This window comes from Streptomyces bobili, from assembly GCF_002154575.1.
GTDB classification, from domain to species: domain Bacteria; phylum Actinomycetota; class Actinomycetes; order Streptomycetales; family Streptomycetaceae; genus Streptomyces; species Streptomyces bobili.
In genome coordinates this window covers 1-17,060 of sequence record NZ_MUBA01000023.1, presented here as the reverse complement: position 1 = coordinate 17,060, position 17,060 = coordinate 1, and the positions used below count along the sequence as shown (strand labels likewise).

Sequence of the window (17,060 nt, the reverse complement as noted above, 5' to 3'; positions counted from 1 at the left end):
GTCCTTGTAGTCACCCGTGTAGTCGTGATCCCGGGTGACGGTGACGTCCTCGACGATGTTGTTGTACCGGTACGGCAGGTAGGAGCCGGCGTTGTTGAAGTAGGAGTAGGGGATGGTGCGGCGCACGGCGTGGGGCGGAGTCTGCTCGATGCCGACGTACGAGGTCATCGAGGAGTCGGTCCAGCGCTCGAACAGGACGACGTGCGAGCCGCTCGTGGGGTTCGAGGTGTTGTGGAAGAGAAGCATGTCGCCCTTGCGCAGCTCGCTCTTGGAGATCCGGGTGGCGTAGCTGGCGAGGTTGCCGGTCCATGCGTTGGTGCCGAGGTTCCAGGCCATGGAGACCAGACCGGAGCAGTCGGTGCGGTAGCCGTCGCGGTAGTTGTTCATGCTGTACGGCACCTGTGCGTCGACCCAGGTCCTGGCGCGGGCGATGACCGCGCTGCGGGTGATCGGTGCTGCGGAGGCGGTGGAGGCCAGGGGGTGCGTGGAGAAGGCACTGACCGGGCTGCCGCTCTGCAGCGGGCCCACTGCGCCCTGGGGACGCTCGACGTCCTCGGTGTCCGCGGTGGCAGTGCGCACGCCGGAGACGGAGGTGTTCGGGGCGGCCGTCGCGGCGGGGGAGACGGTGAGGGTGCCCAGAACCGTGGCGGAGGCGAGGGCGACGGTGAGGACGGCGGTGTGCGGCATCTTGAGCAGGGTCATGACAGGTGTGACTCCTTGCTGGATTCTTTCGGGACGGAAGATCGGGGGTGACTGCCTGCCGGGGCGTCGGCGGCCCACACGGCGGCGTCGAGGAGAGTGGGAGGTCACGGCGAGGCGCGACGGCTCGCCGTAGAGGTGCGGCGGCCCCGCGGTGCGGCTACGGGGCGAGGGGACCGGCTACTGCCAGCCAAAGTCGGCAGGGACGACCTGCCAGCCGAAGTCGTTCTGGGACAGGCCCGCGTCGGCCGTAGTGCGTCGGCCGGCGTCCTGGCTTCCGGGGCCGGTGGCCCCGGAAACGGCACCCAGGCCGAGGAGCAGGGATCCCGCGGCGAGGACGGTGACCGCGGCGGCCTTGGCAGTACAGCTGGCTTGCATGGAAGTTGCCCCTTCGGTGGCGATGGACCTGTCGGACTGTTCCGGCCCGTACGTCCCGCGGTGACGTGGTGCCGGTCCTTCGTGTCTGCCGGTCGGTGTCCCTTGCGGCGAGAACTACTCTCGCCGCAGGTCAGAAGGGTGGGAAGGGATTTCGGGTGGCCCCAATGGTCCATGGCCCAATGGGGCCAGTAGCGGCGCCTGAGCCCTGCGCAGGCCCCAACCGGCCAGAGCGGTGTGGGTGTTCAGCAACCGGCGGCACAACACCGCTGCCAGCGCCTCGGCCTCGGTCAGGGACTCCGCCACCAGGAACACCCCGAGGACCGGGTCGGGTACGGCGTCCGGGTGCGCGGTGACGTGCTCCACCCGTTCACCAGGACGGGCCAGGGCGAGGGCCCGACGAGCCGCGTCGGAAGGCAGAAAGCCGCCGGGCGGCGCCGACAGCTGGGCGTGAATCAGGTACATACCGACGAAGTCTGCGACCGCGAGGAGAGTCGAACCGCACCTGGCGGGTGGCCCGTTGAGGCCTTGGACGGAATGGGCCACCCCGCCCTCCGGGTGCTCCGTGAGCGCCAGATGTGCGTGCGAGTATCTTCGGTGAAGATCACTTCATGGGGGGGGACACCATATGTTGACCTTGTTGGGACTGGACAGAAAGACCGAATCCGTCTACCGCGCGATGCTGGCGCATCCGCGAGGTGGCGTGGCCGATCTCCGCCGCCACCTGGAGATGTCCGAGGACGACGTCCGCACCGGTCTCGACCGCCTCAGCGAACTGGGCCTGGTGCGGCCCTCGTACGAGCAGCCCGGCCGGCCACAGGTGGTCAGCCCGGACATCGGCATGGAGATCCTGCTTGCCCGCCAGCAGGCGGAACTCGCCGCGCAGCAGCACCGGATCGAGGCCTCACGAGCGGCCGCCGCGCAGCTCATCTCCGAGTACGCGGACCTGCGTCCTGCGGCCGCCGAGCCCGGCGTGGAGCACCTGATCGGCCTGGACCGCATCCGGGAGCGGCTGGCCCTGCTGCACCGAGAGGTGCGGGAGGAGGTCATGATCTTCGCCCCGGACGGCGAGCAGACACCGGAGAACCTGGAGGCATCCAAGCCGCTGGACGAGTCCCTGCTGGGCAGGGGTATCCGCATGCGCACCATCTACCTCGAAAGCGTGCGCAACAGCCCCCACACCGTGGCCTACGCGCAATGGCTGAGCGGCCTGGGCCGACAGGCCCGGACCGCACCCACCCTGCCCATCCGTCTGATCATCACGGACCGCACCACCGCCGTGATCCCCGTCAACAGCGACGACACCGCCGCCGGCGCGGTGGTGCTCACCGGACAGGGCACGCTGACCGCTCTGTGCGCCCTGTTCGAGTCCGTCTGGGAGGCGGCGAAGCCGCTCGGCGAGATCACGCAGCGGGACGAGAGAGGGCTGACCGACACCGAGGCGACGGCCCTGAAACTACTGGCCGACGGTTTCACCGACGAGGCCATCGCCAAGCGGCTGGGGGTTTCTCACCGGACGGCCCGCCGCGTGGCGACCGGCCTGATGGAACGCCTGGGGGCGCGCAGCCGCTTCGAGGCGGGCGTGCGCGCCACACGGCAGGGCTGGCTCGGCTGAAATTCGACATGCTTCGTGAATCGCCTGGGAAGGTTATCCCCCCCATTTCCCTTCTCCCGGTACTTCCTGGAGCGGTAGGCATCCCATTCCAGAGCACGCGTCTGGTTGATCATTAGGCTGGAAACATTCTGGTGGAGCGATGTGCCGACTGTTAGCGTCCTTTGGACACGTAATGATCATCAGGGGAAAGGGGCGTATTTCCATGGGGTTCCGGCGAAAATTGCAGAAGAGTTCCGCTGTGGTGCTGGCTTCTGTGGCCCTGGCAGCGGGAGGTGCCGTATCCACCGCGAGCCCGGCCTCGGCAGCACAGGCATGTCCAGCCGGCAACCTGTGCCTGTACGCGTACACCGCTTTCAGCAATATGCAGCTGCGGACGGTGAATACCCACGAGTGTTTCCAGCTCGCGCTGTACGACTTGATCGACGGCGACGGAATCATGTCCTATCGGAACAACCTCCCGGTCAAGGCCGTGCTTTGGCATACCAGCAATGTCGCTCCCAAGCCGTGGGTTTCCGACGGCACGATCAATTCGGGAAGCTTCAGCAGTAACACCAGTGGAAACTTCTCCGCAGCCGTACTCGTGTGCACCGGCGGCCGAAGCCCTTACTGGTCAGAGGCGTGAAGTCCATCCGTTCGACGGTGACGGTCCTGCTCGCCCTGGCCGGCGGAGGTGTGCCCGCGCTCGCGGCACCTGCCTCGGCGGCTTCGTCGACCTTCGAGTACCAGGTGACGCGCAACGCGACGTCGTACCAGGACATACCGGGAACCGACGTGGTGTTCACCGCCGTAGCGGGTGAGCAGTCGTATCTGTGGTCGCGTGATCTGTCGGTGGCGACCGTGACAGCGCTGGGGGCCGGGGACAACATCGGTACCACAGCGGCGGTGCGGTGCGGTTATGCCAATGGCGGAGCGCTCCCTTCCGATACGGAGGCCGGAGCGTACTGGGCCTCGAATCTCGTCCCACCCGGCGAGAAATCGGTCACCCCCGCTCTGCGCTGGGTGTTCACCGCGCCCACCACCGGCACCTACAAATGCCGTCTGTCTGTGGTGGGTTACTCATCGATCATCCAGAACGGGCGCACCGTCACCATGCAGGTGCCGGCTGGTGCCGAACTGGCGCGGGGAACGTATGCGGCAACAACGCGCTGGACGCTTCCGGCATCCGGCACTGCCGTGATCGCACCGGGCTCGACGCAGACGACACTCGGATACACCTACACGCCGGGCGGTGGCGACGACATCACCGTCGTGCAGGACGCGGCGCTGACAACCTGCGCTCCGGGCTCCACGATCTGTGCGGGCGGGACGACGGCCAACACCGGGACGCAGGCGGAGACCTGGATCCAGGCGCAGCCGCAGAATCCCGATGGAACCAAGTGCGGTGACGTGATCAACGGGCCGGTGGCGAAGTGGAACATCTCGACCGCCAAACATCACCAGACCGCCACGAATGTGCTCCACCTGCCCACCTCCCAGCTCGGCGGATGCACCGGTGTCCGCGTATCCCTCAAGGTGAGGAACGTCGAGGGCAATCCGCTCAACCTGCATGCGGGACACGCCTCGGGGTGGATCGCCGCGACTCACGGTCTGGCCTTCACACACTGACCGGTCGCGATGTCACCCTACGAGTCCTGTGGACGAAGTCACGTGACCGGTCGGCTTGCGGAAATGAGAACGGCAGAGGAACCGCTCCGGTCCGGGCTGCGGCGACGTGTTCCCCGCGCGCCGTCCAGGCCGCCGCCTTCCCGAGGGACAAGTCACCGCGGGCCTTCGACTCCGAGGCCAACCCAAATGTCGACCCGGCCACCGTCAACATGGCTCCACCCCAAAGCCTGCACGACTTCTGGTTGTCCGACGAGACGACGGTCGTTCATCTCAACTACCGGGCCGACGGAACGCGGGTCAACAGGGCTGGGCCATCTCTGCCGGCTGCCACCAGGCATTACGGAGGCCGCGAGTGGCCCGAGCTGCCAACGTTCCTCAACTCCCTCCGCGTCAGCCGAGGTCGGCCAGGTCCTCCCCGGTGAGGGTGATCGAACCCGCCGCGATGTTCTCCTCCACGTGGGTCAGGGAGCCCGTGCCGGGGATGGCCAGGGTGGTGGGGGAGGCCGCGAGCAGCCAGGCGAGGGCGATCTGGGGGACCGTCGCCCCGTGCCGGGCCGCGACCTTGGCGATGTGGTCGCCGCCGATGTCGGTGATCCCGCCGCCGAGCGGGAAGTACGGCACGTAGGCGATGCCGGCCTTCTCGCAGGCGGACAGGAGGTTCGTGTCGTCGCGGTGGGCCGCGTGGAAGTGGTTCTGGACGGCCGCGACCGGCGCGATCGCACGGGCCTCCGCGACGTGACCGGCGTCGACGTTGCTGAGGCCGAGGTGGCGGATCAGTCCCTCCTCCCGCAGCGCGGCCAGCGCTTCGAAGCGGGCGGCGACGGATTCGCCGTGCGGGGGCGGCGCGAGGCCTCCGATGCGGAGGTGGACGAGGTCGAGGCGGTCCACGCCGAGCGTTTCGAGGTTCTCCTCGACCAGTCGGCGTAGGCCCGCGGGGTCGGTCGTCTCGGTGAGGGTGCCGTCGGGGGTGCGGGTCGGGCCGACCTTCGTGGCGATGACCAGGCCGGCCGGGTAGGGGTGGAGCGCCTCGCGGATCAGGGCGTTGGCCCGTACGGTGCCGTCGCCGCTGGTGTAGAAGGCGGCGGTGTCGATGTGGTCGACGCCCAGTTCGACGGCCCGGCGCAGGACGGTTCGGCCCGTCTCGGGGTCGCGGGCCGGGCCGCGGAAGGTGTTCGTGGGCAGGCGCATGGCGCCGAAGCCGAGGCGCCTGACCGGGAGGTCGCCACCGAGGAGGAAGTCGTTGTTCATGAACTCAGCGTGGAGGGCGGGGTGTTGGCGGCGCGAATCCGTGGCAGCTTGTTGCCGTCGGGCACAATGGCGGCGTGAGGGATGTCGTGCCGGAGATCGTGACCATCCGCGGTGACCTGGAACTGCTCACGCGCACAGCGCATCTGCTCTCCTCGGTCCGCGAGGAGTTCGTCTGCGCCGCACGGGATCTCGACACCTGGTCCCGCCCCGGCGCCCGTCAGGCCATGGCCGCCCGCGCCGCTCACACCCAGCAGGCCCATCAGGCCCATCAGGCCCAGCAGGCCCATCAGGCCCAGCAGGTCCGGAAGCTGCTCAGCCCCGCCGCGCTCGCCGACGAGTACAGCCGCGCGCACCTGCGCGAACTCGTCGACCGGGGCGCCCTGGTGCGGATCGCCTCCGCCGCGCTTCCGCACGAGACGATCGTCATCGACCGCCGGTTGGCGATCCTCGCCGGCCTGAACGGCCCCGGCGGCCGTGAGTACACCCTCACCACCGCACCCAACCTCGTCGGCGGGGTCTACGCCCTCTTCGACGCCGCCTGGGACGCGGCCACCGACCTCAAGGCCTTCCTACGCGGCGAACAGCCCCAACTGGACACCGCCAGCCGGACTGTCCTGCGCGCGCTGGGCTCGGGCGCCACCGACGAGAAGGCCGCACGCGAACTCGGCATGTCCCTACGGACGTACCGCCGCCGCGTCGCCGAACTCCTCACCACCCTCGACGCCGGCTCCCGCTTCCAGGCGGGGATCCGCGCGGGCGAACTGGGCCTGAACGGCTGAGAGGTCGTGCTCCCAGGCTCGGGACGCGTCCGCGGCGTCAGCGGGGCGTGAGTCCGTGGAGCAGGACGCGGATCAGGTCGTCGGTCATGGCGAGGACCGCCGTCTCGTCGAGCATGCCGCCCACTGTCATGGCGGCGAGGCCGTGGAGGGCGGCGCCCGTGAAGAGGGTGAGCTGTTCCGGGTCGCCCTCGATGATCTCGCCGTGGCGCTGTGCGTCCGCGATGACCCGTTCGAAGGCGCCCACCGTACGGTCCACCGCGGCGGCCATCTGCTCGGCCGCCTCGGGTTCGTGCTTGCGGGCGTACATCAGCGCCAGGAGTTCCGCGTTCTCGGTGGCGAAGGTGAGGTAGCCGCGGGCGAGGGCGGTGAGGCGGGGCTGGAGCGGGAGCGCCGGGTCGTGGGCGGCCTCCATGGCCTCGGCCATCCGGTCGTACCCGGCCAGGGCCAGCGCGTCGAGCAGGGCCTGCTTGTCCTTGAAGTGGCGGCCGGGGGCGGCATGGCTGACGCCGGTCTCACGGGCCAGTTCGCGCAGGGACAGGGAGCCGACGCCCTTCTCCCGCAGGGTGCGCTCGGCGCTCTCCAGGAGGGCGGCGCGCAGGTCGCCGTGGTGGTAGGGGCGGCTTTCGGGCATGGGGGTCATCGTATCCCGATGTTGACGCTGCCACTTTTGTTGGCGGTGACAGCATTGTGGTCAGTGACATCATTGTAGGCATTGCCATCATTGTTGGCGACGTCTACATTGGGGTCATGGCAACTGACCAGAGCAAGCGATGGAACGCGACCCGCCTCCCCGACCTCACCGGCCGCACGGCCGTGGTCACCGGCGCCAACAGCGGCATCGGCCTCACCGCGGCGGACGCCCTGACCCGAGCCGGCGCACACGTCGTGTTCGCCGTACGTGACCTGGACCGCGGCCGTACGGCGGCGGCGACCCTCACCGGCAGCACGGAGGTCCGCCGCCTCGACCTGGCCGACCTGTCCTCCGTGCGCGAATTCGCGGACGCCTGGCAGGGCCGGCCGCTGGACCTGCTGATCAACAACGCCGGCGTGATGATGCTCCCGCAGCGACGCACGCGGGACGGGTTCGAGATGCAGTTCGGCACCAACCACCTCGGTCACTTCGCGCTGACGAACCTGCTCCTGCCGTACGTCACCGACCGCGTCGTCACCGTCGCCTCCGGTGCGCATCGCTGGGGCGGCGCCACGATCCGCTTCGACGACCTGAACCTGGACACGGACTACACCCCGCGCGGCGCCTACGCCCAGTCCAAGCTGGCCAACCTGCTCTTCACCCTCGAACTCCAGCGCCGCCTCACGCAGGCCGGCTCCCGCGTCCGTGCCCTGGCCGCCCACCCCGGTTACGCGGCCACCAACCTTCAGAGCCACGCGGGGAGCCGGGCCGCCCGCGCCTTCATGAGCTTGGGCAACCGGTTCTTCGCCCAGGACGACCGGGCGGGCGCCCTCCCCACCCTGTACGCGGCGACGGCGGACCTCCCCGGCGCGAGCTATGTCGGCCCCGACGGCATCGCGGAGATGCGGGGTGGCCCGACACTGGTGGGACGTACGGCGGCGGCGAGCGACCCGGAGGTGGCGCGCCGCCTGTGGACCGTGTCGGAGGAACTGACGAAGGTCACCTTCCCGGCGGTACCGGCGGCTCTCTGACCTCGGCCGTGCGCCGGAACGTCCGCCGGTACGTGTCCGGTGGGACGCCGATCGTGCGGTTGAAGTGGCGTCGCAGGGTCGCCGCCGTGCCCATGCCGGTGGCCTCGGCGATGGCGTCGACGCTGCGGTCCGTGGTTTCGAGCAACTCCTGGGCACGGCGGATGCGTTGGGTCAGGAGCCACTGGAGGGGGCTGGTCCCGGTCGCCGTGCGGAAGTGGCGGCCGAGGTGGCGGGAACTCATCCGCGCCTGCCGGGCCAGGTCCTCCACGGTGAGTGGCCGGTCGAGCCGGTCGACGATCCAGGGCAGCAGGGCGGACAGCGGGTGGTCGTCCCGGTCGGGGACCGGCGCGGCGACGAACTGGGCCTGGCCGCCCGCCCGGTGAGGTGGCACGACGAGCCTGCGGGCCACCGAGTTGGCGATCGAGGAGCCGTGGTCGAGGCGGACCAGGTGCAGGCACAGGTCGAGCGCGGCGGCCTTGCCGGCGGAGGTGAGGACGGTCCCGTTGTCGACGTAGAGGACGTCCGGGTCCACCTCGACCGCCGGATGGCGGGCGGCGAGGACGTCGGTGTGGGCCCAGTGGGTCGTGGCCCGCCTGCCGTCCAGGAGACCGGCCGCGGCCAGCACGAACGCGCCCGTGCACAGGGACGCCACCCGGGCACCGGCCTCGTGGGCGGCCCGTACCGCGTCGGTCAGGGCGGCGGGCGGTGCCACGTCGACGTCCGCCCAGCCGGGGACGATCACGAGATCGGCGTACGGCAGCCGGTCGAGGCCCTCGTCGGGGTCGAGCCGGAACCGGCCGAACCGCACGGCGTCCGTCCCGCACACCGAGACGTCGTACCAGGGGACGGTCACGTCGACGGGTGCGAAGCCGAACACCTCGTAGGCGATGGAGACTTCGAAGTGCAGCATGCCCTCGGTCACGGCCAGCGCGACGGTGCCGCCGCCGGTCCGTGAGGCTCCCTCGATGTCCATGTCCGGAAGTGTACGGGGCATGTCGTTCCGGACACTCGTGCGCCGGCCACTTCGCGGGCGACGATGTGGACACGGAGCGCGGCGCGGGCCGATGCGAAGAAGGAACGGGGAGAGTCATGGGATCGGGTCAGACGGTGACGGTGTTCGGGGCGTACGGGCACACCGGGCGGTTCGTGGTGGCGGAGCTGCTGGACCGCGGGTTCGTCCCGGTGCTCTCCGGACGGGACGCCGGCAAGCTGCGGGAACTGGCCGCCTCGGCGCCCGCCGGACTCGACGTCCGCCCGGCCTCCGCCGAGGACTCGGCCTCCCTGGACCGCGCGCTGGCCGGTGCGTCGGCGGTCGTCAACGCCGCCGGACCGTTCGCCACCACCGCCGGGCCCGTCGTCGAGGCGGCCCTGCGCGCCGGCATCCCCTACATCGACGTGGCCGCGGAGATCGAGGCCAACGCCGACACGTTCGAACGGTACGGGGACCGCGCCCGCGCCCAGGGAGCGGTGATCCTCCCCGCGATGGCGTTCTTCGGCGGCCTCGGCGACCTGCTCGCCACCACGGCCATGGGCGACTGGACGCGGGCCGACGAGGCACGCGTCGTCTACGGCCTCAGCGGCTGGCACCCCACCCCCGGCACACGCGTCGCGGGCAAGGTCTCCAGCGAACGCCGCGAAGGCCGCCGGGTTCGCCACACGGGCGGCAGGCTGGAGTACCACCACGACGAACTGGCCCTGCTGGACTGGGAGTTCCCCGCCCCACTGGGCCGCCGGACCGTCGTCGACGAGTTCACCATGGCCGACGTCGTCACCCTCCCCAGCCACCTGGACATCCCCGAGGTGCGCACCGCGATGGCCCTGGAGGCGGCCAGGGACCTGGCGTCCCCGGACACCCCGGCGCCGACCGCCGTCGACGAGCGCGGCCGGTCCGCGCAGACCTTCGTCGTCGACGTCGTCGTCCGCTCCGGCACCGGCGAGCGGCGGGCCGTGGCACACGGCCGGGACATCTACGCCGTCACCGCCCCGCTCGTCGTCGAGGCGGTCGAGCGCATCCTCACCGGCCGCACCAGCGCCACCGGCGTCGTCTCCGCCGGCGCCCTCTTCGACGCCCCCCACCTCCTGCGCGCCCTCTCGGCGCACCTGACGGTCGAGGTGAGCGAGCGGGCCGTCTCCACCGCGAGCTAGCCCACCGGGGGCCCGACGGCAGCCGGGGGCCGCCTCGGGCCGCCACCCGTACGGCGGTACAGCGTCCCGCACCCGACACTCCCACCAGCTCCAATGGACGGGGACCGACGGGACGAGGTGGCGTGAGATGAGCGACGAGGCAGCCAAAGCGGCCGAGTGGGCGGCCACGCCCCACGACTACGCCGAGCGCATGGCCCGCGCCGCCCGCGAGGCGGTCGCGGCCGGGCTCTCCGGGGTGCTCGTCACTCCCGGCCCCGACCTGTTCTGGCTGTGCGGCTACCGCCCCACCGCGATCACCGAACGCCTCACCCTCCTCGTCCTCACCCCCGAGGCCGAGCCCCACCTCCTGGTCCCCGCCCTCGAACGCCCCGACGCCGAGGCGGCCCCCGGCGCGGGCGCGGTCCGCGTCACCGACTGGAGCGACGGCCAGGACCCGTACGCCGCGGCGGCCGGCCTGCTCCGCCCGCACGGCCGCTACGGCGTCTCCGACGCGGCGTGGGCCCTGCACCTCCTCGGCCTCCAGGAGGCCCTCCCCCTCACCGCCTACCGCGCCCTCACCACCGCCCTGCCCATGCTCCGCGCGGTCAAGGACGAGCACGAGGTGGCCCGGCTCGCGGCGGCGGGAGCGGCGGCCGACGCGACGTACGAGGACATCCTCGCCGTACGGTTCGCGGGCCGCCGGGAGACGGAGGTCGCCGCCGACCTGGCCCGGCTGCTGCGTGAACACGGCCACAGCCAGGTCGACTTCACGGTCGTCGGGTCCGGCCCCAACGGGGCGAACCCGCACCACGAGGCGGGCGACCGGGTCATCAGGGACGGCGACATGGTGGTCCTCGACTTCGGCGGCCTCAAGGACGGCTACGGCTCCGACACCACCCGCACGGTCCACGTCGGCCCGCCCACCGACGAGGAACGGCGGGTCCACGACCTCGTCCGCACCGCCCAGCAGGCCGCGTTCGAGGCGGTACGGCCCGGCGTGTCCTGCCAGGAGATCGACCGGGTGGCCCGCGCGGTCATCACCGATGCCGGGTACGGCGACCACTTCATCCACCGCACCGGCCACGGCATCGGCGTGACCACCCACGAGCCGCCGTACCTGGTCGAGGGCGAGGAACAGCCCCTCGTCCCCGGCATGTGCTTCTCCATCGAGCCGGGCGTCTACCTCCCCGGCCGCTTCGGCGTGCGCATCGAGGACATCGTCACCTGCACGGCCGAGGGCGGCCGGCGCCTGAACGGCACCCCGCACGAACTGGCGGTCGTGGCCTGACCCGCGTGGCACCGAGGGCGCGGGGCGCCGGGTCGGGCCGTCAGTACCGCACCGCCCGCGGCACCTCCGCCTTCACCTCGCCCGAGAGCTGGTGGGTGCTGCGGGCGGTCACCGTGCCCGTCTTTCCGGCCGGGACGTCGGAGACGGTGACGAGGACCGTGTCGAGCCACTCGCCGCCCGCGTCGGTGAAGTCGACCTGGACGGAGAAGGACCTCGTCGTGTCGTCGGTGTTGGTGGCGGTGACCTCGACCGTGGTGCGGTCGCCGTCCGCCTTCGGGGCGCCCGCCTTCACGTCGTCCTCGGCCTCGACGCCGCCCTTGATCCCGTCGAGCCTGCGGCCCGCCTCCGCGGTCGCCGACGCGAAGCCCTCCGTGGCCCGCGAGGCGAGGGAGGCGGCGGCGGACTCGGCCCGGCTCGCCACGCCCGAGGGGCTGTCCTCGTCGGAGCAGCCGGTGAGAACGGTGAGGCCGCCGAGCACGGTGGCGCAGGTCGCGGTCAGCACGGCTGCCCGGACCAGGGGAGTGCGGTGGGCGGGCATGGCGCCTCCGGCGTCGGATGTCGGGGACCGGGATCGCGGGGCGGGGGCCTCGGATCGGCGGGGCTTCTCTCCAGTGAAGGCCGGTCAACCGGCACACGCACGCCGGCTCACCCGCACGGCGTAATTCCCGTGGTGGTGGCCGTCACCCGGACGGATGGTCGGGGGAACGGGATCATCGGACAGAGAAGCGGAGCCCGCCATGAGTGACGCGTCGCAGCCCAGGAATCCCCACGGCTCCCCCGTCTGGGATCCGTCCCACCAGGGCACCGGCCCGTCCGGCTCGGGCAGCCGCTCACCGGGACCGCACGCCGAGGCGGCCTGGCCGCCGGCGGGGTCACCTTCGCGGGCGTACTGATGCTGGTCAACGGCGTCCTCGCCGTCCTCCAGGGCATCGCCGCGATCGCCGAGGACGACGTGTACGGCCGGATCGGCGACTACGTCTACAAGATCAACCTGACCGGCTGGGGCTGGATCCTGCTGATCGTCGGCGTCGTGTCGGCGGCGGCCGGTGGCGGCATCCTCAAGGGCGCGGCCTGGGCCCGTGTCACCGGCATCCTCCTCGCCTCCGTCAGCCTCGTCCTGCAGTTCCTGTTCCTCCCCTACGCCCCGGTCTGGTCGATCGTCCTGATCGCGATCGATGTCTTCGTGATCTGGGCGCTGGCGGTGTACCGGCCGACGGCGCGGTGACACCCGGCGGAGGATCCGGGCACCCCTTCACCCCTCGCGCGGATGTTCGACACCGTTCCTCCTCGCGGGTGATACGTACGCACGTCCTCATTTCCAGGTGCCATTCACGCTCGGCACGCATGTGCTTACGCTGTGCTGGTTGTGGGTCGGACGGCGTACGGGGGCGGCGGCATGGGATTCGGCTTCGGTCAGCGACGGGGTGGTCAACTCCCGGTGGAACTCACCGGTTTCGTCGGCAGGGTGGAGGAACTCACCCTGATCCGGGCGGGGCTGGCGCGATCGCGGCTGGTCACACTGGTGGGTCCCGGCGGAGTCGGCAAGAGCCGTACGGCGTTGCGGGCCGCGGGCTCCTCCGCGAACCGGTTCCCGGACGGGGTGCGGCTCGCCGAGCTGTCGGCGCTGCGCGACCCGGAACTCGTCCCGGCGACCCTCGCCGGAGTCCTCGAACTGCCCGAGCAGCCCGGACTGAGCACGCTGGACGCGGTCGTGGAACACCTGCGGGACCGGCGGATACTCCTGGTCCTGGACACCTGCGAGCACCTCGTCGACGCGTGCGCGATGCTCTGCGACATCCTGCTCCGCGAGGCCCCCGGCCTCAGCGTGCTGGCGACCAGCCGCCAGCCGCTGGACGTGCCGGGCGAGCACTGCGTGCCGATCGCCCCGCTCGGCCGGGAGGACGCCGCCGACCTGTTCCTGCAGCGGGCCGCGGCCGTCGCCGCCGTCACCGAGGCCGACCGTGAGCGCGTCCTCGCGCTCGTCGACCGGCTCGACGGCATCCCCCTCGCGCTGGAACTCGCCGCCGTACGCCTGCGGGCGGTGTCGCTCGCCGAGCTGCTGGCCCGCCTCGACCAGCGCTTCGAGGTCCTCACCGGAGGCCGCCGCACGTCCCTGACCCGCCACCAGACCCTGCGTACGGCTATCGACTGGTCCTACGACCTGTGCACCCCGCAGGAACGGCTGCTGTGGGCGCGGCTCGCCGTGTTCGCCGGCTCCTTCGAGCTGTCGGCGGCCGAACAGGTCTGCGGCGGCGAGGAGTTGCCGGCCGGTGAGGTGGTGGAGGCGCTGATCGGCCTGGTGGACAAGTCGGTCGTGCAGCGCATCGGCGAGGACGGCGGGCGCTACCGCCTCCTGGACACCCTCCGCGAGTATGGCGCCGGTCGGCCCGCCGGGGCGGACGGCGCCCTGGACGCCGTACGGGCACGGCACTTCGCGTACTACGAGCGGCTCGTCTCCCGCTTCTGGGACGAGTTCCTCTCCCCCGCGCAGGTCGCCCTGCACCGGGCCGTGCGCGAGGAGATCGCGGACGTGCGGGCGGCGCTGGAGTACGGCTGCCGCAGCGAGGGACGGGCCGTGGCCGCGCTGTGGCTGGCGACCCGCCTCGGCCCCTACTGGCGGGCCGCCGGCACCCTGTCGGAGGGCCGGCACTGGATCGACAAGGCGCTCGCGCTCACCCCGCAGGACTGCCCGGAACGCGCCTGGGGACTCCTGATGACAGGCATCTTCGCCGTGTGGACGGCCGACCTGGTCACCGCGCTGGAACGGTTCCCGCTCGCCTTCGAGGCCGCCCGGCGGGCCGGGGACAGCAGGGTCGAGCTGAACGCCGAGGCCTACCTGGGCGCGCTGGCGGCCTTCGGCGGCGCCGTCGAACAGGGTCTGGCGGAGGTCGAGTCGGCACGGCTGCGCCTCCTCGCGTCCGGCGACGGGCTCGGCATCGGCGTCGTCCACTACGAAGCGGCCCTGCTGCGCGCGGTGTTCGGCGACACCGACGGCGCGCTGGAACTGTGCGCGACCGGGCTGGCGTACCTGGAGGGCCGCGGGGAACGGCAGTTGTACGGCTCGACGGTCACCACCCGCGGGATCATCCTCGCCCTGACCGGTGAGCACCAGGAGAGCGAGGAGTGCCTGCGGCGCGGGCTGGAGGCGGCGGCCGAGATCGGCGAGGTGCTGGTCGTCGGGCTGGCCTGCCTCGGCCTCGCCTGGCTGGCGGCGCGGGAGGAACGTCACGTCAGGGCCTGCTGGATCCTCGGATACGCCGAGCACGCCCGCCGGCTCAGCGGTGACCCGGTCGCCCTGCTGCCCCGGCTGCTGGAGGAGCAGGAGGAGACGCGGAAGGCGGTGCGGGCCGCGCTCGGCGAGGAGAAGTTCGAGCTGTGGCGGGAGACGGGCGCTCGGATGTCGGTCCGGGAGGTGCTGCAGGCCGTCCGCGCGAACGCCGACACCCCGGTCTCCGAGGTCACGCACCCCGGCCCGCCCGCCCCGCGCACCGAGGCCCGCTCCGTCGACGCCCTCACCCGCCGCGAACGCGAGGTCGCCGCGCTCGTCGCGCAGGGCATGTCCAACCGTGAGATCGCCGAACGCCTCGTCATCTCCAAGCGCACGGTCGACGCTCACGTCGAACACATCCTCGCCAAGCTGGGCATCACCTCTCGGACGGAGATCCCGGCGGTGGCGGGGCCGTAGGGGCCCTGGGCCTGGGCTCTACCTACGTAGGGCGGGTGGCCGGTCCGGGGCCGGGTCCGCATACGGATCTTCGGCGGGGCCGTGTGCGCCGCCCGGCGCGGGCGGGCAGCCTGGTGACTGCCGCCCGGGGGATCGGGAGGTGCGGGGGGTCGGCTGGCCCGTTCCCCCACGGCTGTCATGGCGAGGCGCCCGGCACCGAACTCCCCCGGCCGGCACGGTGGGGCTGCCCCAGGTCGGCGGGGCAGCCCCCCGGCACACCCGCGCGGGGCCCGTCACCCGCCGACGTCGACCGACTTCCTCCGCAGCCACGGCAGGGGCGACACCGCGGACCCCATGTACGGCGTGATCCGTACCTCGAAGTGGAGATGCGGGCCGGTGACGTTGCCGGTCGCGCCGGAGAGGCCGAGGCGCTGTCCGGCCGCGACCCGGCCGCCCTTGCGGACGTCGATGCGGGACAGATGGGCGTACTGCGTGAAGTAGCCGTCCGGGTGGCGCACGATGACCTGGTTGCCGAAGCCGTCGCCGCAGGTCGTGGCGCGGACCGTGCCGGGTCCGACGGCGTACACGGGCGTCCCGGTGGGCACGGCGAAGTCCTGGCCGGTGTGGCGGTGGGCCCAGCGGGAGCCGCGGGCGGCGTAGCCGGCGGAGAGCCGGTAGCGGCGGGTCGGCGCAGTCCAGTCGCCGTCGCGGTCCTCGGGCGCGCGGCTGCGGGTGCGGGCGGCCGGGCAGCGGCCGGCGCGGCCGGACGGGTCCACGGCGACGGGATCTCCGGCGTCGCGGGCCACCGACCACAGCGCGTCCCACAGCCCGGCCCGGATGGCCTTGCGGCGGCGTTCGGCGGATCTCACCTCGGTGGTGCGGGCGTCGCCGGCGCGGAGCCGGTCGACGTGGGCACGGGCCTTCTCGTGGGCCCGGACCGCGCGGGTGGTCTCCTTGCGGAACGCGTCGCCGCCGGCCTCGGCGGGCACCGAGGCGAGCGCCACCAGGACGCCCGCGATCAGTACGGCCGCCAGGACGGAGGGAAGGGAGCCCGGGGGCTTCCGCGCGGGAGCGAAACACATCCGCGGGAGGCGCGCGTGGTGTTCTCGTCGCATCTCGGGATCATCGGACCGGGGGTGGCGACGGGCTGGACGGCGCGCGGACGGTTCAACCGAACGGCCCTCCGTCCGTCACGAGGACACCGTCGCCCGGTAGACGGCCGACGCCCGCGGGTTGTCGCGGCAGCGCCACACGCCGTGCGGGCAGTAGTCGGTGATGGTCTGGTACAGCGGACGCTGCCGGGCGAACCAGCCGAGCATGCCCCGCATGTACGCGGCGTTGTCGCCGTTGCGGAACAGCCCCCACTCCGGGTACGACACCGGCTTGCCGTGCTCCGCCGCGAACCGCACGTGCGCCGCGAGCCCGTACGGCTCGGTGACCTGCTCCTCGAAGGGCATCCCCTCGGGCTGGTCGTAGGCGTCCATGCCGATGATGTCGACGTGGGCGTCGCCGGGGTAGCAGTCGGTCCACGGGACGGCGTCCCGCCCCCGGCTCGGCGTGAACTCGAAGCGGAACCGCTGCCCCGGCACCGCCCGCATCGCCGCCACGATCCGCTTCCAGTACGCCTTCCAGGCACCGGGGTCGGGCCCGCAGCGGTGGGTGTAGGTGATGCCGTTCATCTCCCAGCCGACGACCAGCACACTGTCCGCCACCCCGAGCCCGACCAGCCGCCGCCCGAGCGCCGCGAAGTGAGCGTCGTACTCGCCGCGCGCCCCCTTGCGCAGCTCCTCCCGGACGACGCCGTCGGGCAGCCGCTCCTCCGTCCGCTCCAGCATCGGCACGTTCAGCACGAACATCCGGTCCGCGCGTGCGGTCCGCCACCGCGCCCAGTACTCCAGGTATCCGGGCGCCCCCTCGATGTTGTTCCACAGGTCCCCGGGCAGATACGCCCGGGGACCTGTGGAACAACATCGAGGGGGCGCCCGGATACCTGGAGTACTG

18 protein-coding genes are annotated in these 17,060 nt (G+C 71.9%); 9 read left to right on the top strand and 9 right to left on the bottom strand.

What is annotated here, in order from left to right; translation table 11 throughout:
• The 3 genes from BZL64_RS02590 to BZL64_RS02580 all read right to left on the bottom strand — a co-directional run.
• Positions 1-702, bottom strand: a 702-nt coding sequence (locus BZL64_RS02590; RefSeq protein WP_143662955.1) for an NlpC/P60 family protein, incomplete at its 3' end; no start/stop codon positions are given.
• 177 nt (positions 703-879) lie between these two features.
• Positions 880-1,077, bottom strand: coding sequence for a hypothetical protein (locus BZL64_RS02585; RefSeq protein WP_086765687.1), 198 nt, complete (start codon positions 1,075-1,077; stop codon positions 880-882).
• 114 nt (positions 1,078-1,191) lie between these two features.
• Positions 1,192-1,539: a hypothetical protein gene (locus tag BZL64_RS02580; RefSeq protein ID WP_086765693.1), complete on the bottom strand. Its 348-nt coding sequence runs from the start codon at positions 1,537-1,539 to the stop codon at positions 1,192-1,194.
• Between the two features lie 163 nt (positions 1,540-1,702).
• Here BZL64_RS02580 and BZL64_RS02575 point away from each other — a divergent pair, with 163 nt between their 5' ends.
• The 3 genes from BZL64_RS02575 to BZL64_RS02570 all read left to right on the top strand — a co-directional run bounded on the left by BZL64_RS02575 (position 1,703) and on the right by BZL64_RS02570 (position 4,294).
• Positions 1,703-2,689: a helix-turn-helix transcriptional regulator gene (locus BZL64_RS02575; RefSeq protein WP_086765685.1), complete on the top strand. Its 987-nt coding sequence runs from the start codon at positions 1,703-1,705 to the stop codon at positions 2,687-2,689.
• 172 nt (positions 2,690-2,861) lie between these two features.
• The gene (locus BZL64_RS39440) at positions 2,862-3,311 is read left to right on the top strand and encodes a hypothetical protein (protein ID WP_143662953.1); all 450 of its coding nucleotides are present in this window, start codon (positions 2,862-2,864) and stop codon (positions 3,309-3,311) included.
• Entirely contained in the window at positions 3,308-4,294 is a 987-nt protein-coding gene (locus tag BZL64_RS02570; protein ID WP_086765682.1) for a hypothetical protein, read from the top strand. The genes BZL64_RS39440 and BZL64_RS02570 overlap by 4 nt, the downstream gene beginning before the upstream one ends.
• Positions 4,295-4,684: 390 nt before the next feature.
• Here BZL64_RS02570 and BZL64_RS02565 read toward each other — a convergent pair whose 3' ends face one another.
• Entirely contained in the window at positions 4,685-5,542 is an 858-nt protein-coding gene (locus BZL64_RS02565) for an oxidoreductase (protein ID WP_086765680.1), read from the bottom strand.
• A 74-nt stretch (positions 5,543-5,616) separates the two neighbouring features.
• On the opposite strand from BZL64_RS02565, the gene BZL64_RS02560 reads away from it, so the two are divergent.
• Positions 5,617-6,321 carry a helix-turn-helix domain-containing protein gene (locus BZL64_RS02560; protein ID WP_086765678.1) on the top strand — a complete coding sequence of 235 codons (705 nt, stop codon included), beginning with the start codon at positions 5,617-5,619 and terminating at the stop codon, positions 6,319-6,321.
• Positions 6,322-6,358: 37 nt separating this feature from the next.
• Here the strand turns inward: BZL64_RS02560 and BZL64_RS02555 are convergent, their stop codons facing one another.
• Positions 6,359-6,961: a TetR/AcrR family transcriptional regulator gene (locus tag BZL64_RS02555; protein WP_086765676.1), complete on the bottom strand. Its 603-nt coding sequence runs from the start codon at positions 6,959-6,961 to the stop codon at positions 6,359-6,361.
• 107 nt (positions 6,962-7,068) lie between these two features.
• Between BZL64_RS02555 and BZL64_RS02550 the strand changes: the two genes are divergently transcribed.
• Positions 7,069-7,983, top strand: coding sequence for an oxidoreductase (locus tag BZL64_RS02550; protein ID WP_086765674.1), 915 nt, complete (start codon positions 7,069-7,071; stop codon positions 7,981-7,983).
• Here the strand turns inward: BZL64_RS02550 and BZL64_RS02545 are convergent.
• Positions 7,952-8,956, bottom strand: coding sequence for a helix-turn-helix domain-containing protein (locus BZL64_RS02545; RefSeq protein ID WP_086765672.1), 1,005 nt, complete (start codon positions 8,954-8,956; stop codon positions 7,952-7,954). The two genes, BZL64_RS02550 and BZL64_RS02545, sit on opposite strands and share 32 nt — an antisense overlap.
• Before the next feature lie 116 nt (positions 8,957-9,072).
• Between BZL64_RS02545 and BZL64_RS02540 the strand changes: the two genes are divergently transcribed.
• Positions 9,073-10,128, top strand: a complete 1,056-nt coding sequence (locus BZL64_RS02540) for a saccharopine dehydrogenase family protein (RefSeq protein ID WP_086765669.1) — start codon at positions 9,073-9,075, stop codon at positions 10,126-10,128.
• A 127-nt stretch (positions 10,129-10,255) separates the two neighbouring features.
• Entirely contained in the window at positions 10,256-11,395 is a 1,140-nt protein-coding gene (locus BZL64_RS02535) for an aminopeptidase P family protein (RefSeq protein ID WP_086765667.1), read from the top strand.
• 40 nt (positions 11,396-11,435) lie between these two features.
• On the opposite strand, the gene BZL64_RS02530 is transcribed toward BZL64_RS02535, so the two are convergent.
• A complete protein-coding gene (locus BZL64_RS02530) occupies positions 11,436-11,933 on the bottom strand; it encodes an FxLYD domain-containing protein (protein ID WP_244205150.1) in 498 nt (165 codons plus the stop codon).
• 354 nt (positions 11,934-12,287) lie between these two features.
• Here BZL64_RS02530 and BZL64_RS02525 point away from each other — a divergent pair, with 354 nt between their 5' ends.
• On the top strand, positions 12,288-12,620 hold the full coding sequence (locus BZL64_RS02525; protein ID WP_244205149.1) for a DUF7144 family membrane protein: 333 nt from the start codon (positions 12,288-12,290) through the stop codon (positions 12,618-12,620).
• A 171-nt stretch (positions 12,621-12,791) separates the two neighbouring features.
• Entirely contained in the window at positions 12,792-15,080 is a 2,289-nt protein-coding gene (locus BZL64_RS02520) for a helix-turn-helix transcriptional regulator (protein ID WP_086765664.1), read from the top strand.
• A gap of 272 nt (positions 15,081-15,352) precedes the next feature.
• On the opposite strand, the gene BZL64_RS02515 is transcribed toward BZL64_RS02520, so the two are convergent.
• The gene (locus tag BZL64_RS02515; protein ID WP_086765662.1) at positions 15,353-16,174 is read right to left on the bottom strand and encodes a M23 family metallopeptidase; all 822 of its coding nucleotides are present in this window, start codon (positions 16,172-16,174) and stop codon (positions 15,353-15,355) included.
• A gap of 75 nt (positions 16,175-16,249) precedes the next feature.
• Positions 16,250-17,060, bottom strand: an 811-nt coding sequence (locus BZL64_RS02510) for a glycoside hydrolase family 26 protein (RefSeq protein ID WP_107430188.1), incomplete at its 5' end; no start/stop codon positions are given.

Excerpts from the sequence above, each read along its gene's own strand:
- BZL64_RS02585 (WP_086765687.1), bottom strand. The coding sequence starts at position 1,077 with ATGCAAGCCAGCTGTACTGCCAAGGCCGCCGCGGTCACCGTCCTCGCC.
- BZL64_RS02580 (WP_086765693.1), bottom strand. The coding sequence starts at position 1,539 with ATGTACCTGATTCACGCCCAGCTGTCGGCGCCGCCCGGCGGCTTTCTG.
- BZL64_RS02575 (WP_086765685.1), top strand. The coding sequence starts at position 1,703 with ATGTTGACCTTGTTGGGACTGGACAGAAAGACCGAATCCGTCTACCGC.
- BZL64_RS39440 (WP_143662953.1), top strand. The coding sequence starts at position 2,862 with ATGATCATCAGGGGAAAGGGGCGTATTTCCATGGGGTTCCGGCGAAAA.
- BZL64_RS02565 (WP_086765680.1), bottom strand. The coding sequence starts at position 5,542 with ATGAACAACGACTTCCTCCTCGGTGGCGACCTCCCGGTCAGGCGCCTC.
- BZL64_RS02555 (WP_086765676.1), bottom strand. The coding sequence starts at position 6,961 with ATGACCCCCATGCCCGAAAGCCGCCCCTACCACCACGGCGACCTGCGC.
- BZL64_RS02550 (WP_086765674.1), top strand. The coding sequence starts at position 7,069 with ATGGCAACTGACCAGAGCAAGCGATGGAACGCGACCCGCCTCCCCGAC.
- BZL64_RS02545 (WP_086765672.1), bottom strand. The coding sequence starts at position 8,956 with ATGGACATCGAGGGAGCCTCACGGACCGGCGGCGGCACCGTCGCGCTG.
- BZL64_RS02540 (WP_086765669.1), top strand. The coding sequence starts at position 9,073 with ATGGGATCGGGTCAGACGGTGACGGTGTTCGGGGCGTACGGGCACACC.
- BZL64_RS02535 (WP_086765667.1), top strand. The coding sequence starts at position 10,256 with ATGAGCGACGAGGCAGCCAAAGCGGCCGAGTGGGCGGCCACGCCCCAC.
- BZL64_RS02530 (WP_244205150.1), bottom strand. The coding sequence starts at position 11,933 with ATGCCCGCCCACCGCACTCCCCTGGTCCGGGCAGCCGTGCTGACCGCG.
- BZL64_RS02525 (WP_244205149.1), top strand. The coding sequence starts at position 12,288 with ATGCTGGTCAACGGCGTCCTCGCCGTCCTCCAGGGCATCGCCGCGATC.
- BZL64_RS02520 (WP_086765664.1), top strand. The coding sequence starts at position 12,792 with ATGGGATTCGGCTTCGGTCAGCGACGGGGTGGTCAACTCCCGGTGGAA.
- BZL64_RS02515 (WP_086765662.1), bottom strand. The coding sequence starts at position 16,174 with ATGCGACGAGAACACCACGCGCGCCTCCCGCGGATGTGTTTCGCTCCC.